Genomic DNA, 25,235 nt, shown 5'->3' with positions numbered 1-25,235 from the left:
TGTCATGACCGTATGCCGATACGGACATGACAGGCGGGGGCGCTCGGCGTTACCTTCTGCCTGGCACGTGTGCGCGACGAGGCGAGGAGGGTCCCGTGACCGGGAAGACGAGGGGCGAGCTGCGCACTGGACTGCTGAACGGCTTCGCGGCATACGGGATGTGGGGCCTCGTCCCCCTCTTCTGGCCCCTGGTGAAGCCCGCCGGAGCGGTCGAGATCCTCGCCCACCGGATGGCCTGGTCCCTTGTCTTCGTGGGCGCCGCGCTCGTCGTGATGCGGCGCTGGGCCTGGGCCGGCGAACTGCTGCGGCAGCCGCGCAGGCTGGGGCTCGTCGCGGTCGCCGCGGCGGTCATCACCGTCAACTGGGGCGTGTACATCTGGGCCGTGAACAGCGGGCACGTGGTCGAGGCCTCACTCGGGTACTTCATCAACCCGCTGGTCACCATCGCCATGGGCGTGCTGCTCCTGAAGGAACGGCTGCGGCCCGTGCAGTGGGTGGCGGTCGGCACCGGGTTCGCGGCGGTGATCGTGCTCACGGTGGGGTACGGGCAGCCGCCGTGGATCTCGCTCACGCTCGCCTTCTCGTTCGCGACGTACGGGCTGGTGAAGAAGAAGGTCGGTCTCGGCGGGATCGAGTCGCTGGCCGCGGAGACCGCGATCCAGTTCCTGCCCGCGGTGGGTTATCTGCTGTGGCTGACCTCGCAGGGCTCGTCGACGTTCGCGACGGAAGGGGTGGGGCACGGGGCGTTGCTCGCCTCGACCGGGGTGGTGACCGCGCTGCCTCTGGTCTGTTTCGGGGCGGCGGCCATTCGGGTGCCGCTGTCGACACTGGGGCTGCTGCAGTATCTGACGCCGGTGTTCCAGTTTCTGCTCGGGGTTCTGTACTTCCATGAGGCGATGCCGGCGGAGCGGTGGGCCGGGTTCGCCTTGGTGTGGGGTGCGCTGTGTCTGCTGACGTGGGATGCGTGGCGCGCGGCGCAGCGGTTTGGCCGCCGGGTGAGTGTGCCGGAGGTTGAAACGCGGGCGTCCGCTGCAGTGGACGTCTGACTGGGGGCTGCGCCCCCAGGCCCCCGCTTCGGCCCTTAAGGGGCCTCGTCCTCAAACGCCGGACGGGCTGAGTGTCGTACCCGACCGCTATAAGTGGTCCCATGACACAGACACCCGCACCCGCCCCCATCCACTGGAAGCTCGTCATCGACGCGGCCGATCCGCATGCGCAGGCCGACTTCTGGGCCGCCGCGCTCGGCTACCTGGCCGAGGACAACAGTGCGCTCGTCGAGCGGCTGCTGGAGCTCGGTGCGCTGCCTGCCGCGGCCACCGTCGACTTCCACGGTCGCGCGGCCTTCCGGGACCTGATCGCCGTGCGGCATCCGGACGACCCGTACGACAAGGACCGGGGGACGGGTCTCGGGCGGCGGCTGCTGTTCCAGCGGGTGCCGGAGGCCAAGACCGTCAAGAACCGGCTGCATCTCGATCTGCATCCCGGCGAGGGGCGGCGGGACGGCGAGGTCGAGCGGCTGGAGGGGCTGGGGGCGAGTGTGCTGCGGCGGGTGAAGGAGCCGGCCGGGGAGTGGGTGGTGATGGCGGACCCGGAGGGGAACGAGTTCTGCGTGCAGTAGGTCACAGCGGGGAGTCCCTGTGGGCCGGATGTTCCGTTATGCGAACTCGCAGTCCTGATAACACTCTTGACTCCCAGTTGGTAAAAGCTTCACCATCCGGGGACCCAATTCACTCCAAGGAATTCGGAGCCCCCCACATGAAGTTCTCCGTTTCCGGGCGTGCGGCGGCAGCCGTTGGTGTTTCGGCTGTCATGCTCCTGACCGGCGGTTCCATAGCCGGTGCGGCGCCCTCGCCGGCGGCGGCGGCCGCCGCGCCCGACATCTCCGTGGCGAACGTCAAGGCCCACCTCGCCCAGTTGCAGTCCATCGCCAACGCCAACGGCGGCAACCGCGCGCACGGCAGCGCCGGTTACAAGGCCTCGCTCGACTATGTGAAGGCCAAGCTGGACGCGGCCGGATTCACCACCACCGTCCAGCAGTTCACGTCCTCCGGCCGCACCGGCTACAACCTGATCGCCGACTGGCCGGGCGGGGACGCCGGCCAGGTCGTCATGGCGGGTTCTCACCTGGACAGCGTCAGCAGGGGCCCCGGCATCAACGACAACGGCTCCGGTTCGGCCGCCATCCTGGAGACCGCGCTCGCCGTGTCACGGGCCGGCTACCAGCCCACCAAGCACCTGCGTTTCGCCTGGTGGGGTGCGGAGGAGCTGGGCATCGTCGGCTCCGGCCACTACGTCGACAGCCTCTCCGCCGCAAATCGCTCGAAGATCAGCGGCTATCTGAACTTCGACATGATCGGCTCGCCGAATCCCGGTTATTTCGTCTACGACGACGACCCGGCGATCGAGAAGACGTTCAAGGACTACTTCACCGGGCTCGGTATCGCCACCGAGCCCGAGACCGAGGGCGACGGCCGCTCCGACCACGCGCCGTTCAAGGACGCGGGCGTCCCGGTGGGCGGGCTGTTCAGCGGTGCCGACTACGTCAAGACGGCGGCGCAGGCAGCGAAGTGGGGCGGTACGTCGGGGAAGGCCTTCGACGACTGCTACCACTCGTCCTGCGACACGACGTCCAACATCGACGACACCGCTCTGGACCACAACAGCGACGCGATCGCCCACGCGGTGTGGGAGCTGTCGGAGTAGAGGTCCCGGGAGGTCAACTCGGCGGCTGCTGGGCCGACTTGCGGGCACGTTCCGTGAGCCGGCCCATGCGGGCGCGGGCCGACTCCAGCCGCTCGATGTCTTCGGCGGCCGGGCCGCCCTCGGCGGCGAGCTCGCTCCACAGGCCGATCAGATCGCGGCCGAGGTCCAGGCCCTGCTGCGGATCGCGCACGGCACGCCAGGCGGAGGCCGCGCTCTGGATGTTGCCGTAGGCCGCCTCCGCGTCCCGGGCGCGACGGTGGATCCGGGCCAGATCGAGCGAGACCCGGAAGGCACGGACCGGTTCGCCCGCCAAGTAGGCGATGTACGCGGTGAGTTCGCGCAGCCGGAGCACTTCGGCGTGCTCCGGCCCGAGCGCCGCCGACGCCTCCTCGACCGTGGTCTCGGCCAAGGCGGCCGCCGTCTCTGTCCGCCCCGCCTTCACGGCCTCGTTGATCTGCGCCATCGGCTCCGCGAGGAACGCGGGGGCGGTCGGCGGTTCGTCACCGAGGACTGCTTCGGCCACGGCGTCGAAGCCGCGGGCGGGGGTGGGCTTGGGGTCGGGGTCGAGGGCCGGGTCCGGGGGGACCATGAGGAGGGAGCCGGTCAGTGAGCGGTCGGGGGCGGGGGCGGGTTCCTGGCGGGGAGCGGGTGCGTCCTCACGTCCGGGTTCGGGGGCACGTTGCGGCACCGCGTCCATCGGCGGGGGCGGGCCGAACTCGCCCGTCGGGGCCGCGACCGTGCCGGGAGCCCTGTCCTGGGGCGGTTCCGGCAGCGCACGCAGCGTGAACGTCGGCGCGGATCTGCTGTCAGCCGGCGGCTCCGGGACGCCCCCCAGGGGGAACGTCGGCACGTTCTCCCCCAGCGGCTGCGGCTCCGACACCGCCCGCAGCGGGAAGGTCGGGGCGGCCTCCCGCGCGGGTTCCGCGCTCGCCCGAAGGACGTGCGTCGGCTTGTCACTCTGAGGCTGCTGCTCGGGCCGCCGCGGTTCCACGGCGGCTGCGGAGGCCTCCGGCTCGGCAGGCGACGAGGGCGGTGCGGGCGGCAGGGACTGCACCGGCGGCGGGGGCGGCGGCCCCTCCACCGCGTCCCTCGGTCCCCCCGCGGGAGCAGTCATCCCTACGGGTTCCCCCGTAAAACTGCTGGCCCCGTCCGTGTCCACCTGAAGGTGTACGACGTAACCGATCCGCTCGTCGTGGACCGTGGCGTGCACGGGGTGGCCGGTGGCGAGGGCTATGCGGTGGAGGTGGTTCAGGACGGCCTGCTGGATCTCCTCGCCGGCAGCCGCCGTGACCGGCACGCCGCCGATCCAGGCGCCGACCGGGCCGGCCTCGGGTACGCGAACGTCGATCGGTGCTGCCACGAGGGCCGCCGAGCCCTCGGCGCGCTTCTGTTCCTGCTTCTTCTCGCGGCTGAGTCGAGCCATCGGTTCCCTCACTCGGATGCGTCGGGGAGGCTGCGGACAGCGCGTTCGGGTTCCATGGTGCTCCCTCCCGCCGTCGGGTTCCGCTCCCCCGGCGTCAAGATCCGTTCGTGCACGTACTGTTGAGTCTCTCCGGTCGCTCCCGGTTCTCCGGTCACCATGGCGTCACAGACTCGTCCCAGGAGCTCGCCCCCGTCGCGTGGCCGACCTGCGCTGTGAGCACCGGTGGGCGTACGAAGGAGGAGAGCGGGCATGCGGACGGACGTGCAGCAGGGACCGGAGATCTGGATCCGCGGTCCGGTCACCGTACCGGAGCCGGGGCCGCAGCAGCCCGCCCCGTCCGCCGCCACCGCCCGGCGCTACTCCTGGGTGGGCACACACGGCGGCGCCGGCGTCTCCACACTCGCCGCCGTCTACGGCGGTCACGACTGCGGCCGCGCCTGGCCCGGCCCCGAGGACCCGCGGTCCGTCCTGCTCGTCGCGCGTACGCATGCGTCGGGGCTCGCGGCCGCCCTGCGCACCCTTGAGGTGTTCCGGCTCGGGGAGGCCCCGCCGGGACTCGACCTCGACGCCGTCGTGCTCGTCGCGGACGCGCCGGGGCGGCTGCCGCGGCCCCTCGACCGGCAGGTGCGGCTGATCGAGTCGCTCATCGACGTGTACCGCGTGCCCTGGGTGTCCGACTGGCGCCTCGGTGACCTGGGCGGGACGCCGCCGCGCGAGACGGAGGCGCTGGCCCGGCTCACGGGGGCGGCGGCGCGGCGCAGGTGAGGTGAGGGGTCAGACTGCTTGAGCGCTACGCGGTGATGTCCTTCGCCGTGAACCGCGCCCATGCCGCCGAGCCGAACACGGCCGCGTACAAGGCCTGGATTTCGAGGTTCTTCACCAGGTCGTCCCAGTAGACCGGGTCGCGCATCAGGTCGGCGAAGGACAGCCAGTAGTGGGAGAAGAAGTACGGCTGTATCGCGTGGAGTTGGGGTATCTGGTCGAGGATCTGGATAGTGATCAGCAGTCCGACGGTCGTCGCCATCGCTGCTATGCCGCTGCTGGTCAGGGTCGAGACGAACAGGCCGAGTGCCGCGACGCCGATGAGGGACACGGCGACGATCAGGGCGATCAGCAGGGCTCTGCCCAGGCCCTCGGTGAAGCTGATCTGGGTGCCGGAGATGGTCGTCAGGTCGCCGAGCGGGAAGAGGAGCGCCCCGACGGTGAGCGCCGAGACGGCGACCACGAGGGTGGCGACCAGGCAGAAGGCCATCACGGTCGCGTACTTGGTGAGCAGGAGGCGGGTGCGGCCGGCGGGGGCGACCAGGAGGTAGCGGAGGGTGCCCGAGTTCGCCTCGCCGGCGATGGCGTCGCCCGCGATGACGCCGATCGCCATCGGCAGGAAGAACGGGAGCGTCGCGGCCAGCGCGGTGAACACCAGGAACAGGCCGTTGTTGGTGATCTGCGAGATGAACGCGGGGCCGCCGCCGCGACCGGGGCCGGCCGACGAACCGTCGCTGGTCTCGATCTTGACTGCGATGCCGACCAGGATCGGGACGGCCGCGAGTACGGCGAGGAGGGCGAGGGTGCGCCAGCGGCGGAAGGTGGTGAGCAGTTCGTTGCGGAAGAGAGTGCCGTAGAAGGTCGTTCGGCGGCCTGCGGTGCGTTGTGGCTTGTCGCGCAGTTCCCCGCGCCCCTTGACGGCGTTGACCTCAGCCTGCGACATCGAACCCCTCCCCCGTCAACGCCACGAACGCGTCCTCCAGTGAGGCGCGCTCCAGGCCGAACCCCCTCACACGGACGCCGGCCGTCACCAGCGCGGCGTTCACCTCGGCGAGGTCGCGGTCCGGGGGCTCGGCGGTCACCCGGTCGTCGGTGACGACGACATCGGCCGCGCCCTGCTCCTTCAGCACGCGGGCCGCGTCCCCGGTGTCGGGCGTGGTGACGACCAGCCGGCCGCGCACCCCCGCCGCCAGGTCGGCCACGGCGCCCTGGGTGATCAGGCGGCCCTGCGCCATCACCGCGGCATGGGTGCAGACCTGCTCGATCTCGTCGAGGAGGTGGGAGGAGAGGAAGACGGTCGTGCCGTCGGAGGCCAACTCCCTGACCAGGGAACGGATTTCGCGCATTCCCTGCGGGTCGAGCCCGTTGGTCGGCTCGTCGAGCACGAGCAGTCTGCGCGGCTGGAGCAGCGCCGCCGCAAGGCCGAGTCGCTGCTTCATGCCCAGCGAGTACGCCTTCGCCTTCTTCCCCGCCGCCGCGGTCAGGCCCACCCGGTCCAGCGCGGCGGCGACGCGGGTACGACGGGTGCGTGGATCGGCGGTCGGGTCTGCGGCGTCGTAGCGCAGCAGGTTGTCGCGGCCGGAGAGGAAGCCGTACAGGGCGGGGCCCTCGATGAGGGCCCCGACGTGCGGGAGCACGGCGCGCGACGCCCGCGGCATGGGCCGCCCGAGCACACGCGCCGTGCCCGATGTGGGCTCGATGAGGCCCATCAGCATGCGGATGGTGGTGGTCTTGCCCGAGCCGTTCGGGCCGAGGAAGCCGAAGACGCTGGCCGCCGGGACGGTCAGATCCAGGCCGTCGACGGCGAGTTGCCCGCCGCGGTAGCGCTTGGTGAGCCCATGGGTGGCGATGACGCTGTCACCCGGCTCGCTCTGCTCCGGCTCCGTGGCGGACTCCTCGTCCATCGGCTCCCTCGATTCGTGCTTGTACGACCTCGCGCGGCGACTACGTACAGTGATTACGTACGAGCGCCGCGCAAGGTTCCCGGGCTAGCCCGCGTTCGCCGCCTTGACCAATGCGTCCTTGGTCACCGCGCCGACGTAGACCTTGCCGTGGTCGGTGATCAGGGCGTTGATCAGGCGGGTCTTGAAGACCGTGCCCGAGCCGAACTTGCCGGAGACCTTGTCGCCGAGCGAGTCGAGGAAGCCGCCGAAGTTGCCGCCGGCCTCGGAGCCGGACGGCACGCCCTGGCCGCCGGTGTCGAAGGTGGCGATGGAGTTCCAGCCCTTGCCGATGACGTTCAGCCCGTCGAGCCCCTTGCCGAGGTCCTCGCCGGACTTGCCACCCTTGCCGCTCTTGCCGAACTTCTCGCCCTTGTCGCTGCCCTTCAGCCCGTGCTCGGCCTGGCTGTCCTCGGTGACCTTCGCGCCCTTGGGCGGGGTGAAGTCGAAGGTCGAGGCGCTCGGCTTGGCGAAGCTGATCTGGGTGAAGCCGGCGTCGATCACGGCGGCGCCGCCGCTCGCCGGGGTCAGCGTGAACTTCAGCGGCAGCCCCGTCTTGCTGTCCACGGCCACGGTGATCTGACCGACCGTGGAGCCGGACTGCTTCGGCTTGATGACCAGCCGGTATGCGTCACGGCCCGCGACCTGGGCGGTCCCCTCGACGGTCACCGAAGTGGTGTCGTCGACCGACTTGAGGGCGTCCTTGGTGAGGTCCTTGGGTGTGGCGGGGACGTCTTCCTTCTGCTGCTTCGCCGCGCCGTCGGGGGCGGTCGAGTGGTAGACCTCGTTCGACTGGCTGTCGTAGCCCCAGACGTTCTTGCCGTTGTGGATGATGCTGTACTCGGCCGCGTTCTCCAGCAGCGACAGCTTCTGCCTGTCCTGGCCGTCGGCCGCGACGCGCAGGGTGTGCGTGCCGGTGGCCAGCTCCGTGAGCTTGGATGTCGGGTCGGCGGACGAGCCGTCGCCCGACTTGGCTGCGCCGGACGTCAGGCTGCTCTCGAGACCGCCGAGGTTCGGCAGCCCCAGATCCGTGGTGATCTTCACTGTGCCGGACATCTGCTGTACGTCCGACTTGGCGATCTTGTCGATGAGTTGCTGCGCGCTGATCTTCGGCAGGTCGGGGTCGCCGGAGTCGGCGAGCGCCGGGACGAGCCCGATGGTCGCCGCCGCCACCCCCACCACCGCGACCGGGACGACGTACCGCGCGGCCTTGCGCCGACCTGCGCGCAGGTCGTCGGCCTCCCCGGCGGTCATGCTGTCGTCGGATTCGTACGGTGCCATGTGTGCGCTACCTCCGTCGTCGGCGGCGGCTTGTCCAACTCGCGTGTCTCTGTTGTCCACCCCGAGCCGCCATTCTCACCCGAATCGGTGAGGAGTGGTGATTTCCGTGGTTTCCATCTCACCAAATCGGCCAGGGAGAAGCGTCAGACCCGGGGGCCAACTCCGTGTACACCTGGGGTATGACGCGAGAGGGCGGCGCCTCCCCCGACCCGTAGGGGTCGTGCGGGGAAGACGCCGCCCGAGGTGAGCTCGTATCAACTCCCTCGCGTCAGGTCCTGTTCGTGCACTTGGCTCAGTTCTGCACGAAGACGTAGTCCGCCTGGTACGGGACGCCGACGATCGCGCCGGGCGTGCAGGAGCCGGCCGGGGCCACTCCGCCCACGGTGTTGAGCCGCAGGATCTCGGCGGTGTTCGCAAGCAGCCCGTGGTGCTTGCCGGACCGGGTGGCCTTGAGGTCGAGCTCGGGGATGTTGCCGTCCCCGTTCGGCGTCTTGGACAGGACGGCCCCGGTCACCGCGCTTCCGTCCGGCGCGACCCACTGCGGCGTACCGGAGTTGGGTGCGACGAAGGAGTGCCGGATGCCGCCGCCGAGCAGGGCTGCGACGTCCCGCTGGGCGAAGGCGTAGCCGCCGCCGGCGGCCGGCTTGCACTCGTAGATCTGCCGGCCCTTGACCACGGACGCCTGGAAGTTGTGCAGGGCGTCACGGAAGTCGAAGGCGGCGACGGTGACCTTGTGGAGCTGGCCGCGAACGGCTCCGCCCGGGAACTCGGTGGTGTGCAGGTTGGCGTAGAACGAACCGGGATCGGACTTGAGAGCGGCGAGCAGGGCGGCGTCCTTGACCGTGACCGTGCCGGTGACGCTGTGCCGCTTGCTGTTCTTCAGCAGGTCGGTGAAGTCGACCTTGACGCCGCCGTTGGTGCCCTTGGCGCCCTGGTGGATGTGGAGCATGGTCGGCTTGCCGGTGCCGCGCCAGGTCACGGCGACGGACACCTTGTCGTCCTGCACCTTGATGAACTCGAGAGCGGCGCCGTCCTGGTCGCCGACGGCGGGACCGCCCGCCACGGGAACCTCGTTGGCACCCCGCAGACTGGTGGCCAGGAGGGTCCCCCCGGTGCCGCCGGACGCGGTCCCCCCGGTGGCGTGGGCCGGGATCACCGCGGCAGCGATCCCCCCGGCGGCGGCCACCGCGACAGCTGTGACGATCAGGCTCTTACGGCGCTTCGAGAACGTCGCGTTCATGCCCATGATGCTGTTTTCTCCCCGTAGACCGGCCGACACCCCCTGCGTCGGCCTTCTGCGTATGACTACGGAAGCGATCTTAGTTTGGACTCAGTCCAGACTTGTGACGTGTATCACACCGCGTGAAACGCAGGCCAACCAGCAGCTCAACCGGCCCGGTGCACAACGGCGTCACACATCTCCATCAGCGCGAGCTTCGCGTCGCACTCCGTCAGCGGAGCCAGCGCGGCGCGCGCATCCTCCGCGTACCGCACCGTGTCCCGGCGCGCCTGCTCCAGCGCGGGATGCGCCCGCAGTCCGGCGAGCGCCTCCGCGTGCCGCGCGTCGTCGCTCAGGTCGGAGTCCAGCAGCTCGCACAGGGCGATGTCCTCGGCCAGCCCCAGCCGCGCCGCCCGCTCCCGCAGCCGTAGCACCGGAAGCGTGGAAACCCCCTCGCGGAGGTCGGTCCCCGGCGTCTTCCCGGACTCGTGGGAGTCGGACGCGATGTCCAGCACGTCGTCCGCCAGCTGGAAGGCGACCCCCAGCCGCTCCCCGTACTGCGTCAGCACGTCCACGACGGTCTCGTCGGCGCCCGACATCATCGCCCCGAAGCGGCACGACACGGCCACCAGCGAACCTGTCTTGCCGCCGAGCACGTCCAGGTAGTGGTCGACCGGGTCCCGTCCGTCCTGCGGCCCCGCCGTCTCCAGGATCTGCCCGGTGACCAGCCGCTCGAACGCCTCCGCCTGGACCCGGACCGCCTCGGGCCCGAGGTCGGCCAGGATGTGCGAGGCGCGCGCGAACAGGAAGTCGCCGGTGAGGACCGCGACCGAGTTGCCCCAGCGGGTGTTGGCGCTGTCCACGCCGCGCCGCACGGCCGCCTCGTCCATCACGTCGTCGTGGTACAGCGTCGCCAGATGGGTCAGCTCCACCACGACGGCAGACGGCACGACCCCCGGCGCATACGGATCGCCGAACTGCGCGGCAAGCATCACGAGCAGCGGACGGAACCGCTTCCCGCCCGCCCGCACCAGGTGCTGGGCGGCCTCCGTGATGAAGGGCACCTCACTCTTGGTGGCTTCGAGCAAACCTTCCTCGACGGCCGCCAATCCGGCCTGGACATCGGCTTCCAGAGCCTGGTCCCGCACGCTCAGCCCGAACGGCCCGACGACGGTCACGAGGGGTCTCCTGTCTGCTGGTGTCTACTGGCGGTTACGCGGTTTGTCGATAGGTCGCTGCCATCACTCAAGTCAGCGTATCCGGTCACCTTTCGATCACCGATGCCGCCCACCCTCCCCCAATCCCGACTTCGCTCGATCGGGAGGTGCCCCCATTCGCCCGGGCGGTATCGGATCACGACCGGTATGTTTTTGATCGCCTGATAAGAGCGGATATTCAGTGACTTGTCTACCGGCGTGTCCGTCGGCTCGGAGGGAAGCAGCGGCCCGTGTCCCGAACGGAAACCCATGTCGCCTCCGCAAGCGGACCGCCCCCGGAGGACGACCGCGCCTTCTTCGGCCAACCGAAGGGCCTCCTCACCCTCTCCGGCCTGGAGGTCCGGGAACGCTTCTCGTTCCTCGGCATGCAGGCCGTCCTGGTCTCGCGGCCGACGACCACCAGGTTGTGCCCGTCGGCTGCCGGCCGCCGCGCGAACGCGGCGCCGATGCCCGCGGTGGCGGTGCCCACCCCGACCATGACCTGGGTGGGCCTGGGCCTGATCAGCGCCGGGGCAGGGCTGCTCAAGCCCAACGTCGCCGCCATGGTCGGCAAGCCGTACCGCACCGACGACGACCGCCGGGACGCCGATTTCGCGCTCTACTGCATGGCGATCAACATCGGCGCCTTCGCCGGTCCGCTGGTCACCGGCCGGCTCGACGACCACAAGGGCTGGCACTGGGGTTTCTCGGCCGCCGCGATCGGCATGACCTTCGGCCTGGTCCAGTACGTCGCGGGCCGACGTCACCTGGCCGGACGCAGGCACACGGCTGAATTCGCCCTCGCGCCGGACTCCCCGACGCTCGAATGCGCTCGCGCGGGGGGACCCCCGTCGCGCCGCGTGATCCGTCTGATCGCCATCGGCGTCGTGCTCGGCGGCCTGTCCTTCCTGCTGCTGGTCCTGCCCACATCCGGCCACCCGGGCGACGATCAACTGATGTCCGCCTGGTGGATCGTGGGCTCGTATCTCCTGCTCGGCCTCGGCGACATCCTCCTGGAGACCTCCGGCATGTCGGCCACGACCAAGCTGGCGCCCGCCGCCTTCTCCAGCCAGACCATGTCCCTCTGGTACCTCTCCTTCGCCCTCGCGGGCGGCATCCAGGCCCAGACGGTGAAGCTCTACGACGACGTCTCCAAGCCCGCCTACTTCGGCGTCAACGGCGCGATCGCGGTGGCCGCGGGCCTGGCCGTGACGGAGGCCGCGCCCTGGCTGCGCCGCACGATGCACCCGGTCCACTGAAGCCCACCCAGCCACTGGGGTCACCGCGATGAGCCTGCACATCCGAACGTCCTTCCCCTACGAGACGACTCACGAGGACCTCTGGATCCCGCTCCCGGACGGGATCGTGCTCTACGCGCGCGTATGGCGCCCACTGACGGACGAGCCCGTACCGGCGCTCCTCGAATACCTGCCGTACCGCCTGACCGACTGGACCGCGCCCCGCGACCACCAACGCCATCCCTGGTACGCGGGCCACGGCTACGCCTCCGTCCGGGTCGACATCCGCGGGCACGGCAACAGCGAGGGCCTGCCGACGGACGAGTACTCGGCGACCGAGCTCGCAGACGGGGTCGCGGTGGTCAACTGGCTTGCGGAGCAGCCCTGGTGCGACGGCAAGGTGGGCATGTTCGGCATCTCCTGGGGCGGCTTCAACTCCCTCCAGATCGCGGCCCTCGCGCCCGAGCCGCTCAAGGCGATCGTCACCGTGTGCTCTACGGACGACCGCTATGACAACGACGTGCACTACATGGGAGGTTCCGTCCTCGCGGTGGACATGCACGCCTGGGCGGCAACAATGCTCGCCTTCGTCTGCCGGCCGCCGGACCCGCTGTACGTCGGCAAGGCCTGGCGGGACATGTGGCTGGAGCGGCTGGAGGCCGTCGACCCCTTCGTCCACACCTGGCTCGCACACCAGACGCGGGACGACTACTGGCGGCAGGGCAGCGTCTGCGAGGACTACGGCGCGATCGACGCCGCCGTCCTCGCCGTGGGCGGCTGGCACGACCCGTACCGCGACACGGTGCTCCGGCTCGTCGAGCACCTGCCCGCCGACCGGGTACGCGGCCTGATCGGCCCCTGGTCGCACCAGTACCCGGACCGCGGCCTGCCACCCGGCCCGGCGATCGGGTTCCTCCAGGAGACCCTGCGCTGGTGGGACCACTGGCTCAAGGGGATCGACTCCGGGGTGATGCGGGAGCCGCTGCTGCGGTCGTACATCAGCGACTCGCATCCGCCGGCCACGGTGTACGAGACGCTGCCGGGGCGGTGGGTGGGGGAGTCGGCCTGGCCGTCGCCCGGGGTGACGGGGGTTTCGTATGCCTTGGCGGACAGTGCTATGTCACATTCCACTGCCCCCGTGCTCATCCGCTCCCCGCAGCACACGGGCGTGGACGCCGGCCGGTTCCTCCCGTTCGGGAACGATGCCGACCTGCCGCCGGACCAGCGGGAGGAGAACGCCAGGTCAGCCTGCTTCGAGTTCGAGGTGGGCGAGGAGACATGGGTGCTGGGGCGGCCCCGGGTGCGGTTGCGGGTGACGTGCGGGGCGCCGAGCGGGCAGGTCGTCGCGAGGGTATGTGACATAGCACTGGACGGCTCATCAACCCTGGTCACCCGAGGAGCACTGAACCTGTCGGCCCGCCACGGCCGCCACCAGGCGGTCCCATGGACGCCGGGCGCCACCGAGGACGTCGAGTTCGAGCTGAACGGCATCGGTCACGCCTTCCCGCCCGGCCACCGCATCCGCCTTGCCGTCTCCTCCGCGTACTGGCCGTGGATCTGGCCGCAGCCCGACTCGGCGGCGGGCTTCACCATCGACCCGGCGGGCAGCTTCCTGGAACTCCCGGTACGCGCACGCGTGTTGGACGAGAGAGCGATCACCTTCGAGGAGCCGGAGCAGTCCGATCCGATGAACGTGGCCCGCGGCCTGGCCGCTGATGGATGGAGTCCGATCACGCTCGACGAACCGCGCCCCGAGCGCCTGGTGGTGCGTGACGTGACCAAGGGCGAGTGGCGCCTGGAGGTCGACCCGCGCTACGGCGGCACGCGCGTGTATCCCGACGGTCTGGAGTTCACCGAGGACGCGCTGGAGACGTACACGATCCAGGAGACCGACCCCCTGTCGGCCCGCACCCGCTCGGACTGGTCGATCCGTCTGCACCGCCCCGATCTGGCCTGGGACACGACGATCCGCGCCCGCTCGGAAATCACCTGCGACGAGGAGTCCTTTTTCGCCTCCAATGAGGTGATCTGCACCGAAGGTGGAGAGGCGGTCTTCCATCGGACCTGGGTGAAGCGAATTCCACGGTCGGCTGGTTGACCACCAGTTGGGACCATTGCCCTATTTGCCACTCTTGCGGATGTCGGTGACTTGACTCACACGGCAGGGTCGGCCGGCGACGGCCCGACGCCTGCCGCTTCCCCTTCCCCCGCACGCCAGTTGAGGCTTGGCAACCGCAAAGGATCAAGTGCCCCATAAGCCTCAGACCAAGGTCAATAGGCATGATCAGTGAACCCGGCACTTGTTCCGGGCATGTGCTCTCGCATACGTTCCCGGCCTGTCGGGCGGACGCCGAATCCTGCCGCCGCCCCGGCACGACCCATCGACGAACGCACTCGCACGGCAGGAGCGGGGGAACCAGGTAAGTCGCCGGACCGGGCATCGCCCGGACCGACTAGGGGTGAAGCCGCGTTGCCGTACGGCTGCGCGGCCGGGCATCTCCCCGCCCGAACCCGACAGCTCACCTCGCAGGCGCCGGAGAGGAATCCGCCATGCCTGCAACAGGTCAGCACCGTCGCCCCAGAAACGCCCGCCTCGCCCGCAAGCTCGCCGTCGCCGGTACGGGCGCCGCCGTTCTCGCCCTCCCGCTCATCGGGGCGACCAGCGCGTCCGCGGCCACCCCGACCCTGGTCACCGCGAAGTCGATGGGCTACACCGACAACCTCGACGGCTGGATCCGGGCCGCCCTCCAGGTCATGTCGCAAAACGGAATCCCCGGGACGTACAACGGCATTTACCGCAACATCATGCGGGAGTCCTCGGGCGACCCGGCCGCCATCAACAACTGGGACTCGAACGCGGCCGCCGGCACCCCGTCAAAGGGGCTGCTGCAGGTCATCGACCCGACGTTCCTCGCGTACCACGTGCCCGGCACGCAGCTCAACCCCTACGACCCCGTCGCGAACATCACGGCCGCCTGCAAGTACGCCGCCGCGCGGTACGGGTCGATCGACAACGTGTACGGCGCCTACTAGAGCTCCTCGAACTCCCCCAGTTCCTCGAGCTCTTCCAGTTCCCTGAGCTCCTCAAGGCCCTTGAGGCCCTTGAGCCCCTCGATGTCCTCGAGGTCCTCCAGGTCCTCGAGGCCGAGGAACAGTCTCTCGAGGACGACGGCGATGCCGTCGTCCTCGTTCGACAGGGTGATCTCGTCAGCCACCGCCTTGAGTTCGGGGTGGGCGTTGGCCATGGCGACGCCGTGGGCGGCCCAGTCGAACATGGGGATGTCGTTGGGCATGTCGCCGAACGCGATCGTCCGCTCCGGACCAAGTCCCAGATGTGCGGCGGCCAGTGCGAGGCCCGTCGCCTTGGTGATGCCGCATGGCTGGAGTTCGACGGTCCCCGGACCCGACATGGTGACGGTGGCCAGCGAACCGACCACCGAGCGCGCCGTCGCCGCCAACTCGTCGTCGGACAGGTCGGGATGGCGCAGCAGCACCTTGCTGATCGGTTCGCACCACAGGTCGTCGCGCCGGTCGACCCGTACGGCCGGCAGCGTCGGATGCGGCATGAGGTAGCCCGGTTCGATGAGCGTGAGCCCCTCCACGCCGTCCTGGTCGACAGCCGCGTACACCTGACCCACCTCGGCCTCGATCTTGCCGAGGGCGGTCTCGGCCAGCTCCCGGTCCAGCGTGACGGACCACAGCAGACGGTCCGCGCCGACGTCGTACACCTGCGCGCCCTGTCCGCACACCGCGAGCCCCCTGCTGCCCAGTTGGTCGAGGAGCGGCCGCACCCTGGGGGCCGGCCGGCCCGTGACGACCAGGTGCCGGGCGCCGGCCCCGGCCGCCCGCGCGAGCGCGGCGAGGGAGCGGTCGGAGAGCGTGTCGTCGCCTCGGAGCAGCGTGCCGTCCAGGTCGGTGGCGATGAGCGCATATGCGGTGGGTGCAGCCATGATCAGAGAATACGGACACGACGCCCCACCGACTCATCGCGAACCGGACGACGGCGGAGTGCACCACCGCCCCTTGCTCAACTCCCTTATCCTTGTGGGCTCTTCATCACCAGGCAGGGGCCCGCCGGCTCGGCCTACCCGTGCGCTGCCGCCAGGTGTTCGGCCAGCCTCGGAGAGGCGAACTCCGTGCCGCACACGAAGCGCATCACCGGGCCGTACGACGCCGCGGCCGGCAGGCCCGTGAAGTACAGGCCGGGGACCGACGAGACGTATCCCGCGCCCAGTTTGGGTGTGCCGCGGCTCACCGCCAGACGCGTACGCAGTTCGTGGCCGAGGAAGTCCATCGCCGCGATGTCCACCCGGTATCCGGTGGCCGCGATGACGTGGTCCGCGGACAGGTCCTGGGTACGGCCCGCGAGCGTGCGGACCGTCAGCTTCGGGCTGCCGTCGGCCGCGTCCGCCCGCACTATCCGGTCGACCTCGCTGACCTGCACCTTCCCCTCGAAACGGTCGCGCAGCCACCACGCGCCGAGCGGGCCGAGGACGCGGCGGACCAGGTAGTGGCGGGCCTCGGCCGGCAGGTAGCGGTAGGGGTGCGGGTAGTAGCTGAGGGCCCACAGGGACCAGGCGCGGCCGAAGGGCGACTCGGGGCGCAGCTTCGGCTGCTTCCACGGCGGTGCGCCGAAGGCGACCCGGCCGCGGCCGCGGGACACCACCCTCACCTGTGCGCCCGCCTCCGCCGCCAGCGCCGCGGTCTCCAGCGCGGACTGGCCGGCGCCGACCACGATCAGGTCCTTGCCGGCATAGCGCGTGAGGTCGTGCTGCTGGGAGCTGTGGGAGATCGGGCCCGTGGGGGTGGGTCCGTCCGCCGCGGCGGTGGCCAGCTCGGCCGGCAGGTGCGCGAGGCCGGACAGGCCGGTCGCCACGACGACCGCGCGGGCCGTGAACAACTCGCCCGAGTCCAGCTTCAGTTCGAAGCCGCCGGCCCCCCGCCGGTCCACCGACACCACCCGCACCTGCTCCAGCTCGGGCACCAGCTTCTGCTGGAACCACTCGCCGTAGGCGATGAAGGTCTCGATCGGGATGATGTCCTCGTCCGTCACCAGCCGCCTGATGCCGGCGGCGTCGCAATAGTCGGCGAGCGTGTGACCCTGCTGCGGCGCGTCCAGGCTGGAGGCGGCGGGGGTCGACTTCAGGAGCATTCCGGCGGGCATGTGGTCGCGCCAGCTGACCATGGGTTCGCCGAAGACGCGGACCGGGAGGCCGCGTGCTCGAAGATGGGCGGCGGTCGACAGGCCGAAGGGCCCGGCGCCGATGACTGCAACCGGTTGATTCACGAAGTCCCTCCCCAGGACGCTTACTTCGTCACTTCGTGTGGTTCGCCTCGGGCGGCTGACCGGTCGGCTAGCCGCCCGAACTGGTGGTGCTGCCACGGCGGTTGGTCCGCCACAGCTGATACAGGTGCTTCGCGCCCGGCCGCACGAAGCGCGCGAGCATCGTGAGGAACGGCAGCGGGTCGTCACCCGCGAGCCAGGCCAGCTCCGTCCCGCTCGCCTTCGCCGGTGCGTGCGGCGTCGTATAGCCGCTGCGGCGGTAGGCGAGCAGGGCGGGCAGGTCGATGTTCTCCACGATGTACCGGTGTCCGGCCCGCTGTTCCCCCTCCGGGACGGTGCGGCCGGTCAGGTCGAGGTGCATGGCGCGGACGACGTCCACCGCCGACTCGTTCTCGAAGAGCCGGAACTGGGCGCCCATGCGTGGGTTGAAGTCGAGGAGCTTGTACTGACCGTCGCGCCGGTCGAAGCGCAGGTCGAGGTCGATGATGCCGGTGAAGCCGATCTGTTTGATGAAACGCGCGGCGATGTCCGCGAGTTCCGGGTTGTCGACGACGTACGCGTTCGCCGTCATGCCCGCGTGCGGCGGCCAGGAGCGCACTTTGACGCCGGTGAACATGGCGAGCGGGGTGGAGTCCTGGTCGAAGTAGGCGTGCACGATCCAGTCCTCGGCCTCCTCCCTCGGCAGGTATTCCTGGAGGATCACCCCGGGGTGCTCGCCCCAGTCGCGGGCGAGCCGGAGCAGACCTTCTCGGGTGCCGATCCGCGTCGTGCCGTTCACCGCGGGCTGTTTGCGCCGTACGAACGCCTCGCGGTTCTTGGCCACCACCGGAAAGCAGGCCTTCTCGGCGAACGTGACGATGTCGTCGTACGACTGCGGGAAGGCGGCCGTAGGGCTCGGGATGCCGTGTTCCACGCACAGTTCGTGCAGGCCCTGCTTGCTCGCGAGGCGGCGGGGCAGGGCGGGGTCGACGCGGGGGAAGAGGAAGTTGCCGGCGAGTTCCTCCTGGTGCTCGGCGATCAGGACGGCTGCCTCCTCGTCGGTGGGGACGAGGACGGTGGGGCGGCCGATGCGGCGCCCGATGCGCAGCAGGCCCTCCACCAGGTGGCCGGGGTCCTCCGTGCCGGTGGTCGGCCAGACGAAGGCTTTCTTGAGATAGCGGGAGGCGGCGGCGGGTGTGTAACGGTCCTCCGTGATCGCATACATCGGCACGCCGAGACGGCCCAGGCTGCGGATCGCACCGACGCCGCCGTGGTGCAGCGGGTAGTCGCCGAACTTGACGATCAGGCCGGGCACTTCACGGTCGGCCCGGAAAGGCACACTGCTCGTGCTGCTGGCCACGGGTCCCCCCACGCGTCCCCCCTACGGACCGGACCCACCCCGTCCGTGTCCCCCAAAGGACGCTAAGCCGGAATTGACACGTCCGACAAGCCCAATTCGGACATTGCAAACTCTTTAGACACTGCCCAAGCAGGCAACTCAGCCGTAACGTGTGGCGCGGCCATATGACGGTTCGCGCAGATGGCACACGACAGACGGTTCGCGACACAGTGAGAGTGAGGCAGCAACCCATGCCCCCCTTCGATGTCCCCGAGGGCGATCCCTTCGGTCCGCACAACCTTCCGTACGGCGTTTTCTCCCCTGCCGGTTCTGCGGACCGGACCGTCGGCGTCCGGCTCGGCGGTCATGTCCTCGACGCGGGCGCGGCGGCACGGGCGCTCGGCTCGCCGTATGCCTCCCTGCTCGCGCAGCCCTCGCTGAACCCGCTCCTGGCCGCGGGCCGCACCGCCTGGTCGGACGTACGGCGCGCGCTGACGGCGTGGGTGACGGTGCCGGCGCACCAGGAGGCGATCGAGGCCTTCCTGCATCCGCTGGAGTCGGTGACGCTCCACCTTCCGTTCGAGGTCGCGGACTACGTCGACTTCTACGCCTCCGAGAACCACGCACGGAACGTCGGCCAGATCTTCCGCCCGGACGCCGCGGACTCGCTGACGCCGAACTGGAAGCACCTCCCGATCGGTTACCACGGGCGGTCCGGCACGGTCGTGGTGTCGGGCACGGACGTCGTACGGCCGTCCGGGCAGCGCAAGGCTGCGGCCGATGCGGCTCCCGTCTTCGGGCCGTCCGTCCGCCTGGACATCGAGGCCGAGGTCGGTTTCGTGGTGGGCGTGCCCTCGGAGCGCGGGCGGCCGGTGGCGCTCGGCGACTTCCGGGAGCACGTGTTCGGGCTGTGCCTGCTCAACGACTGGTCCGCGCGCGACATCCAGGCCTGGGAGTACGTCCCGCTCGGCCCGTTCCTCGGCAAGTCGTTCGCCACGTCGGTGTCGGCGTGGATCACCCCGCTGGACGCACTGGAGGACGCGCGCGTGGCGCCGCCGGAGCGGACCCATGCGCTGCTGCCGTATCTGGACGATGCCCAGGACGAGCCCGGCGGGTACGACCTGCGGATCTCCGTCGCGGTCAACGGCTCCGTCGTCTCCGAGCCGCCGTTCTCCACCATGTACTGGACGGCCGCGCAGCAGCTGGCCCATATGACGGTGAACGGCGCCTCCCTGCGGACCGGCGACCTGTACGGGTCGGGCACGGTGAGCGGTCCGGAGCCTTCGCAGCGCGGGTCGCTGCTGGAGCTGACCTGGAACGGGCGGGATCCGCTGGAACTTCCCGAGGGCAAGCGGACGTTCCTGGAGGACGGGGACGTGGTGACGATGTCGGCGTGGGCGCCCGGACCGGGCGGAATCCGCGTGGGACTGGGCGACGTGAGCGGCCGGATCGTGGCAAGCGCGTTGGAGTGAGCGGAAGTTGCGGGGCGTGACGGCGGCTGTACGGGTCGTGCGGGTGGTCGTACAAGACGTGCGAGGTGGTCGTACGGGATGGCCGTGGTCCCCTGACTCCCGCGCCGTTGGCCGTCATACTGGCGGCGGGCGTCTTGTGCGCCGAGCCGCACCACCCCACCGCCCCGCCCCTTCCTCCGACCAGGATCCGGAGACCGTGGCATGACCGTCTGCCTGCTCCTGCTGAGCGTCGTCGCCCTGATGGCCGCAGTGCCGGTTCCGCGTGCGCTGGTGCGGTCGGCGTGGCCCGAGCGGGAGCCCGTGGTCGCGCTGTGGGTGTGGCAGTGCCTGGTCGCCACGGTCCTGCTGTGCTGTCTGACGGCGCTCGTGCTGGGCACGGCCGCCGTCTTCCGCACCTTCCGCGACCACGTCTTCGCGCCGGCGCCCCCGGCCGTGACCGCGGCGTACGACCTGACCGCCGCCCCGGCCTGGTCGGTGGCCCTCACGCTGCTGCTGGCCTGCGGTGCCGCCTGGACGACGGCGATGCTCGCCCGCGAACTCTTCGAGGCGCGCCGGCGCCGCGGCCAGACCCGGGCGCATCTGCGCGAACGCGCCCCCGAGCTGCCCGCCGGGCTGGAGGAGGCGGCGCGCGGCCCGCTGCTGGTGCTGGAGGACGAGTACCCGGACGCCTGGTGGATGCCCGGCCACCCGCCCCAGCTGGTCGTCACGACGGGCGCCCTGCACCGTCTCACCGACCACCAGCTCGACGCCGTCCTCACCCATGAGCGCGACCACGCCCGCGCCCACCACGACTGGCTGCTGCACCTGTCGACCGCCCTCGCCACCGGCTTCCCCCGCATCCCTCTCTTCACCCACTTCTGCGACCAGACCCACCGCCTGGTCGAACTTGCGGCGGACGACACGGCGTCCCGCCGCTGCGGCCACCTGACCACGGCACTCGCCCTGATCGAGCTGAACCAGCACCGCGGCGTCCTGTCCTGCGCCTCCAGCCACCGCCTCCTCGGCGAACGCGTCGACCGCCTCCTGGAGCCGCCCCCGCGCCTGGGCCGCCGGCACCGAGCGCTGACGACGACGGTGGCGGCACTGGTGCCGTTGCTGCCGCTGCTGATCGCGTTCGCGCCGGGGCTGACGGCACTGGGGTGAGCCGTCGGGCGGGGTGACCGCCCACCTGCCCCACGGGCTGGTACGTCGTGGCAGATCTTGCCCGAGAGCAGACGTATCCCCAGGTCAGCGCCCTGCCTGACGCACCGGCAGGTGGCGCAACACAGCTGCAACAGTGCATTCCCTACCGGCTCGCTATGGTTCAAAACATGCCTCCCAGCGACCGCATCCGAGACCACGCCGGCCAGGGCGCGACCACCGTCGCCGCCCACCGGGCGCGGCGTCGGCTGCGCGCCGACCAGGCCAGGCAGCTCGCCGACCTGCTCCGCCACCAGCTCCTGGCCGGCGGATTCCCGGACGGCACACTCCCCCACGAGACGACCCTCGCCACGGACTACCGCGCCACCTGCAACACCGTCCGCCAGGCCCTGGACCTGCTCAGGGCCGAGGGCCTCGTGGAACGGCTCCCCGGAGTAGGCACCGTGGTCGTCGCCGAGAAGTACCCGCACGGCCTCGACCATCTGATGGGCCTCGCGGAAACCCTCCACGAGCACGGCCGGGTCACCAACGAGGTCCGCACCATGGGCCCCGCCCCCGCACCCGCCCCGGTCGCCGAACGCCTCCGCGTCCCGGCCGGCAACGACGTCCTCTACATCGAACGCCTGCGCCGCCTGGGCGGCATCCCCCTCTCCCTCGACCTCACCTACATCCCGCTCGACATAGGCACCGCCCTGCTCGGCGCCGACCTGGAGAACACCGACGTCTTCCGCCTCCTGGAGACCATCACCGGCCAGCGTCTCGGCCACGCCGAGATCACCCTGGAGGCGGTCAACGCGGACACCCACTCCGCCGCCGTACTCGAAGCCCCGCGCGGCGCAGCCGTCCTCATGCTGGAACGGCTCACCCACCTCGCCGACGGCCGCCCGGTCGACCTGGAGTTCATCCGCTTCCGCGGCGACCGCATCACGATGAGCGGTCTGCTGCACCGCTCCCTCTGACCACACCCCTGCCTTCTGAGCTGGACCTTCCTGGAGACAGCCATGCCCTTGGCGCCCCAGCGGGCCGACGTGCCCGTGACCATCGACGAGTCGAAGTGCATCGACGGCTGCACCCTCTGCGTGGACATGTGCCCGCTGGACTCCCTCGCCATCGACGTCAGCAGCGGCAAGGCCTACATGCACGTCGACGAGTGCTGGTACTGCGGCCCGTGCGCGGCCCGCTGTCCCACCGGAGCCGTCACGGTCAACATGCCCTATCTGCTCCGGTGAAAGGCCCGAACTCCCATGAAAAGCACGGCACTTGCCGCATCCGCCGCCCTTCTCCTGCTCCCCCTGACCGCCTGCGGCGGCAGCGCCGAGGCAGGTGACGGCTCCGACGTCACCATCACTGTCGGCTACCAGTCCAAGACCATCAACACGGTCACGGCCGGCACCCTCCTGCGCTCCCTCGGCTACTTCGAGAAGGAGCTGAACTCGCTCGGCGACGGCAAGCACTACAAGGTCGACTGGCAGGACTACGCCACCGGCGCCCCCATCACCGCCCAGATGACCGCCGGGAAGATCGACATCGGCTCGATGGGCGACTTCCCCCTGCTCATCAACGCGGCCCGGGGCAAGCAGCTCGGCAGGCCGACCCACCTGGTCTCGGTCACCGGCTACAACCTGCGCGGCGGTCTCAACACGATCGTCACCTCCCCGAATTCGAAGCTGGCCGCGCTCACCGACCTGAAGGGCAAGAAGGTCTCGACGAGCGTCGGCTCCGCGGCCGACGGCACGCTCGTACGGGCTCTGCAGCGCGTCGGCATCGACCCCGACAAGGGCGTCGAGAAGCTCAACCAGCAGCCCGCGGTGGGCGCTTCGGCCCTGTCGGCGGGCAGTGCGGACGCACTGTCGCAGTTCGTCGCCTGGCCCGGCCTGCTCGCCTTCCAGGGCAAGGCGAAGGCCCTGTACGACGGTGCCCAGCTGAATCTCCCCACCTTCCACGGCGTCACCGCCCGCGAGGACTTCGCGGGGCAACGGCCCGCCGTCCTGGAGGCCTTCCTCAAGGCCCAGTCGGAGGCCACGGACTATTTGAACGCCCACCCGGTCGCCGCCGCGGAGAAGGTCGCCAAGGCCACCGGCCTGCCCGCCGAGGTGGTCTACCTCTACAACGGCGCCCACGGCATCTCCACCTTCGACCCGGCGGTCAAACCACAGCTCGTGTCCGCGCTGAAGAAGGACGTCTCGGTCCTGAAGTCGGCCAAGCTGACCGGCGACATCGACGTGGACTCCTTCGTCGACGACCAGTACGTCAAGAAGGCCCTCGGCACCGACTACGCCAAGCGGCTCACCGCGACGCCCGCACCGGCCGCGAGCGAGGTGTGGCCCAAGGGCGCCCAGAAGACGCTCAGCTTCAAGTCCCCTTCCGAACTGCTGAGTTACGTCGCCAAACACAAGGACGGCATCCGCGCGGCCTACGTCCCCGACGCCACCACCGGCACCCTGTGGTTCGCCGACAAGGCGGTCTGGGTGACCGACGGCGGCCGGCTCCTGCCCTTCGTCGCACCGGCGACCGCCAAGTCGTACGTCGCCGGGCACGGAGGCGCCCGCGTCATCACGTACTCCGAGGCGCTGGGACGGGCGTCGTGACCGGGCAGACCCACACGGCGAACGCCGGGAGCCGACGAGCGCTGCGGCTCGGGCGGTATGTGCTGAGGGTGGCCTCGCCGGCGGCCGCCCTCGGGCTGTGGCAGCTGCTGACCAGCCTGAACGTCGACCTGTGGCTGCGCTTCTCCCAGTTCCCCACGGTCACCGACGTGGCCCGCGCCTTCGCCGACCGGCTGGCCGGCGCCGACTACTGGACGGACCTCACCGACAGCCTCACCCGCATCCTCACCGGGTTCCTCCTCGCAGCCGTGCTCGGCGTGGCGACGGGCGTGCTCGTGGCGCGCTCCCGCCTCGCCGAGGACCTGCTCGGCCCGGTCCTCGAGGTGATCCGCCCGATCCCGGCGATCGCCCTCGTCCCGGTCGCGATCCTCCTCTTCCCCTCCAATGAACAGGGCATCGTCTTCATCACCTGCACCGCCGCCTTCTTCCCCGTCCTGGTCTCCACCCGGCATGCGGTCCGCGCGCTGACTCCCGTGTGGGAGGAGGCGGTGCTGACGATGGGCGGCGGCCGGTGGCGGATCCTCGGTTCGGTCGTCCTCCCGGGCGCGCTGCCGGGCATCTTCGGCGGCCTGTCGGTCGGCATCGGCGTCTCGTGGATCTGTGTGATCTCCGCCGAGATGATCTCCGGCCAGTACGGCGTCGGCTACCGCACCTGGCAGGACTACACCGTCGTCAACTACGCGGGCGTGTTCGTCGGCATGGTCACCATCGGCGTGCTCGGCTGGGTCACGTCCACGGCCGTGGAGCTCCTCGGCCGCCGCCTGACCCGCTGGCTGCCGCGCACCTCGTACATCTCCGGCGGCCGGCCCCCGCGACGGGCGCGTGACGCAGCCACCCCCGCACCGGCCACCCCCAGGGCCAAGGAGGAGGTGCCCCATGACCAGCTCGTCTGACCTCGGTTCGCCCTCCCGCACCGGCGCGGGACTGGCCCTGCGGGACGCCACGCTCGGACGGCCCGGCGCACCCGTGCTCGACGGGGTGGACCTCGATGTGGCCCCCGGCGAAATCCTCACCCTCGTCGGCCCCTCCGGCTGCGGCAAGTCGACCCTGCTGCGCACGCTGGCCGGACTGCTCGCTCCCCTCGCCGGAGACGTCAGCCAGGACGGGCGCCCGCTGACCGGCCCCGCCGCCGACCGCGCCCTGATCTTCCAGGAGGACGCCCTCCTGCCCTGGCGCACCCTGCGCGCGAACGTCGAACTGCCCCTCGCCATCAAGGGGTTGCCGCGTGCGGAGCGCAGGCGGCAGGCGGAGGCCTGGCTGGAGCGCGTCGGCCTCGCCGAACACTCCCGGCAGCTGCCGCACCGCGTCTCCGGCGGGCAGCGCCAACGCGCCCAGCTGGCCCGCGCGTTGGCGGGCGCGCCCCGCGCCGTCCTCATGGACGAACCCTTCGGCGCCCTCGACGCCCAGACCCGCGCCGGCATGCAGGACCTGCTGGTGGAGGTGTTGCGCGGCACGGGCGCGACGGTCGTCTTCGTCACCCACGACGTGGACGAGGCCGTCTTCCTCGGCGACCGCGTGGCCCTCCTCGGCAACGGCCGGCTGACCGCCGTCCACGACGTGCCTCGCCCGCGTGACCGTACGGCGCACGACGATCCCGCGCGTCTGGCGCTGCGGCGCGACGTCCTCTCCTCGCTCGGTACCTGAAAGGCCCCC

23 protein-coding genes and 1 riboswitch are annotated in these 25,235 nt (G+C 70.6%); of the genes, 14 read left to right on the top strand and 9 right to left on the bottom strand.

Annotated features, from left to right (window positions below; all coding sequences use genetic code 11):
* Positions 1-95 precede the first annotated feature (95 nt).
* The 3 genes from rarD (at position 96) to ACFY10_RS38580 (ending at position 2,703) form a co-directional block, all read left to right on the top strand.
* Complete coding sequence (gene rarD, locus ACFY10_RS38590; RefSeq protein ID WP_390669973.1) at positions 96-1,046, top strand: EamA family transporter RarD; 951 nt, start codon at positions 96-98, stop codon at positions 1,044-1,046.
* Between the two features lie 101 nt (positions 1,047-1,147).
* Entirely contained in the window at positions 1,148-1,618 is a 471-nt protein-coding gene (locus ACFY10_RS38585; protein WP_390669972.1) for a VOC family protein, read from the top strand.
* Between the two features lie 137 nt (positions 1,619-1,755).
* Positions 1,756-2,703 (top strand): M28 family metallopeptidase, encoded by a 948-nt coding sequence (locus ACFY10_RS38580; protein ID WP_390669971.1) that lies wholly within the window; start codon positions 1,756-1,758, stop codon positions 2,701-2,703.
* A gap of 13 nt (positions 2,704-2,716) precedes the next feature.
* Here ACFY10_RS38580 and ACFY10_RS38575 read toward each other — a convergent pair whose 3' ends face one another.
* Positions 2,717-4,126: a tetratricopeptide repeat protein gene (locus ACFY10_RS38575; protein ID WP_390669970.1), complete on the bottom strand. Its 1,410-nt coding sequence runs from the start codon at positions 4,124-4,126 to the stop codon at positions 2,717-2,719.
* Positions 4,127-4,375: 249 nt separating this feature from the next.
* On the opposite strand from ACFY10_RS38575, the gene ACFY10_RS38570 reads away from it, so the two are divergent.
* Positions 4,376-4,891 (top strand): DUF6668 family protein, encoded by a 516-nt coding sequence (locus ACFY10_RS38570; protein ID WP_390669969.1) that lies wholly within the window; start codon positions 4,376-4,378, stop codon positions 4,889-4,891.
* Positions 4,892-4,916: 25 nt separating this feature from the next.
* Here ACFY10_RS38570 and ACFY10_RS38565 read toward each other — a convergent pair whose 3' ends face one another.
* The 5 genes from ACFY10_RS38565 to ACFY10_RS38545 all read right to left on the bottom strand — a co-directional run bounded on the left by ACFY10_RS38565 (position 4,917) and on the right by ACFY10_RS38545 (position 10,506).
* Positions 4,917-5,831 carry an ABC transporter permease gene (locus ACFY10_RS38565; protein ID WP_390669968.1) on the bottom strand — a complete coding sequence of 305 codons (915 nt, stop codon included), beginning with the start codon at positions 5,829-5,831 and terminating at the stop codon, positions 4,917-4,919.
* Positions 5,818-6,792 carry an ABC transporter ATP-binding protein gene (locus ACFY10_RS38560; protein ID WP_390669967.1) on the bottom strand — a complete coding sequence of 325 codons (975 nt, stop codon included), beginning with the start codon at positions 6,790-6,792 and terminating at the stop codon, positions 5,818-5,820. The genes ACFY10_RS38565 and ACFY10_RS38560 overlap by 14 nt, the downstream gene beginning before the upstream one ends.
* Positions 6,793-6,876: 84 nt before the next feature.
* A complete protein-coding gene (locus tag ACFY10_RS38555) occupies positions 6,877-8,109 on the bottom strand; it encodes an outer membrane lipoprotein carrier protein LolA (protein WP_390669966.1) in 1,233 nt (410 codons plus the stop codon).
* A 292-nt stretch (positions 8,110-8,401) separates the two neighbouring features.
* On the bottom strand, positions 8,402-9,349 hold the full coding sequence (locus ACFY10_RS38550) for a CHRD domain-containing protein (protein ID WP_390669965.1): 948 nt from the start codon (positions 9,347-9,349) through the stop codon (positions 8,402-8,404).
* Positions 9,350-9,495: 146 nt separating this feature from the next.
* Positions 9,496-10,506, bottom strand: coding sequence for a polyprenyl synthetase family protein (locus tag ACFY10_RS38545; protein ID WP_390669964.1), 1,011 nt, complete (start codon positions 10,504-10,506; stop codon positions 9,496-9,498).
* A gap of 269 nt (positions 10,507-10,775) precedes the next feature.
* On the opposite strand from ACFY10_RS38545, the gene ACFY10_RS38540 reads away from it, so the two are divergent.
* From ACFY10_RS38540 to ACFY10_RS38530, 3 genes are all read left to right on the top strand, one after another.
* On the top strand, positions 10,776-11,783 hold the full coding sequence (locus ACFY10_RS38540) for an MFS transporter (protein ID WP_390669963.1): 1,008 nt from the start codon (positions 10,776-10,778) through the stop codon (positions 11,781-11,783).
* A gap of 34 nt (positions 11,784-11,817) precedes the next feature.
* Positions 11,818-13,860, top strand: coding sequence for a CocE/NonD family hydrolase (locus ACFY10_RS38535; RefSeq protein ID WP_390670033.1), 2,043 nt, complete (start codon positions 11,818-11,820; stop codon positions 13,858-13,860).
* Between the two features lie 281 nt (positions 13,861-14,141).
* A riboswitch (cyclic di-AMP (ydaO/yuaA leader) is annotated at positions 14,142-14,308 on the top strand.
* A 4-nt stretch (positions 14,309-14,312) separates the two neighbouring features.
* Positions 14,313-14,795: a transglycosylase SLT domain-containing protein gene (locus tag ACFY10_RS38530; RefSeq protein WP_390669962.1), complete on the top strand. Its 483-nt coding sequence runs from the start codon at positions 14,313-14,315 to the stop codon at positions 14,793-14,795.
* On the opposite strand, the gene ACFY10_RS38525 is transcribed toward ACFY10_RS38530, so the two are convergent.
* From ACFY10_RS38525 to ACFY10_RS38515, 3 genes are all read right to left on the bottom strand, one after another.
* Positions 14,792-15,712 (bottom strand): HAD family hydrolase, encoded by a 921-nt coding sequence (locus tag ACFY10_RS38525; protein ID WP_390669961.1) that lies wholly within the window; start codon positions 15,710-15,712, stop codon positions 14,792-14,794. The genes ACFY10_RS38530 and ACFY10_RS38525 overlap by 4 nt on opposite strands.
* A gap of 134 nt (positions 15,713-15,846) precedes the next feature.
* Entirely contained in the window at positions 15,847-17,049 is a 1,203-nt protein-coding gene (locus ACFY10_RS38520) for an FAD-dependent oxidoreductase (protein WP_390669960.1), read from the bottom strand.
* Positions 17,050-17,116: 67 nt separating this feature from the next.
* A complete protein-coding gene (locus ACFY10_RS38515; protein ID WP_390669959.1) occupies positions 17,117-18,385 on the bottom strand; it encodes an ATP-grasp domain-containing protein in 1,269 nt (422 codons plus the stop codon).
* Between the two features lie 230 nt (positions 18,386-18,615).
* On the opposite strand from ACFY10_RS38515, the gene fahA reads away from it, so the two are divergent.
* From fahA to ACFY10_RS38480, 7 genes are all read left to right on the top strand, one after another.
* Positions 18,616-19,836, top strand: a complete 1,221-nt coding sequence (gene fahA / locus ACFY10_RS38510; RefSeq protein ID WP_390669958.1) for a fumarylacetoacetase — start codon at positions 18,616-18,618, stop codon at positions 19,834-19,836.
* A 201-nt stretch (positions 19,837-20,037) separates the two neighbouring features.
* Complete coding sequence (locus tag ACFY10_RS38505) at positions 20,038-20,979, top strand: M56 family metallopeptidase (protein ID WP_390669957.1); 942 nt, start codon at positions 20,038-20,040, stop codon at positions 20,977-20,979.
* Between the two features lie 167 nt (positions 20,980-21,146).
* Positions 21,147-21,935 (top strand): GntR family transcriptional regulator, encoded by a 789-nt coding sequence (locus tag ACFY10_RS38500; protein WP_390669956.1) that lies wholly within the window; start codon positions 21,147-21,149, stop codon positions 21,933-21,935.
* A gap of 42 nt (positions 21,936-21,977) precedes the next feature.
* Complete coding sequence (locus ACFY10_RS38495; RefSeq protein ID WP_055491243.1) at positions 21,978-22,205, top strand: ferredoxin family protein; 228 nt, start codon at positions 21,978-21,980, stop codon at positions 22,203-22,205.
* 15 nt (positions 22,206-22,220) lie between these two features.
* Positions 22,221-23,564 (top strand): ABC transporter substrate-binding protein, encoded by a 1,344-nt coding sequence (locus tag ACFY10_RS38490; RefSeq protein WP_390669955.1) that lies wholly within the window; start codon positions 22,221-22,223, stop codon positions 23,562-23,564.
* The gene (locus ACFY10_RS38485) at positions 23,561-24,475 is read left to right on the top strand and encodes an ABC transporter permease (protein WP_390669954.1); all 915 of its coding nucleotides are present in this window, start codon (positions 23,561-23,563) and stop codon (positions 24,473-24,475) included. Before ACFY10_RS38490 ends, ACFY10_RS38485 begins: the two co-directional genes overlap by 4 nt.
* On the top strand, positions 24,459-25,226 hold the full coding sequence (locus ACFY10_RS38480) for an ABC transporter ATP-binding protein (RefSeq protein ID WP_390669953.1): 768 nt from the start codon (positions 24,459-24,461) through the stop codon (positions 25,224-25,226). The genes ACFY10_RS38485 and ACFY10_RS38480 overlap by 17 nt, the downstream gene beginning before the upstream one ends.
* The last annotated feature ends 9 nt before the right edge of the window (positions 25,227-25,235 follow it).

The sequence above is a fragment of the Streptomyces sp. NPDC001401 genome, from assembly GCF_042895385.1.
In the GTDB taxonomy this organism is placed as follows: Bacteria; Actinomycetota; Actinomycetes; order Streptomycetales; family Streptomycetaceae; genus Streptomyces.
This window is presented reverse-complemented; position numbering and strand designations above follow the sequence as displayed.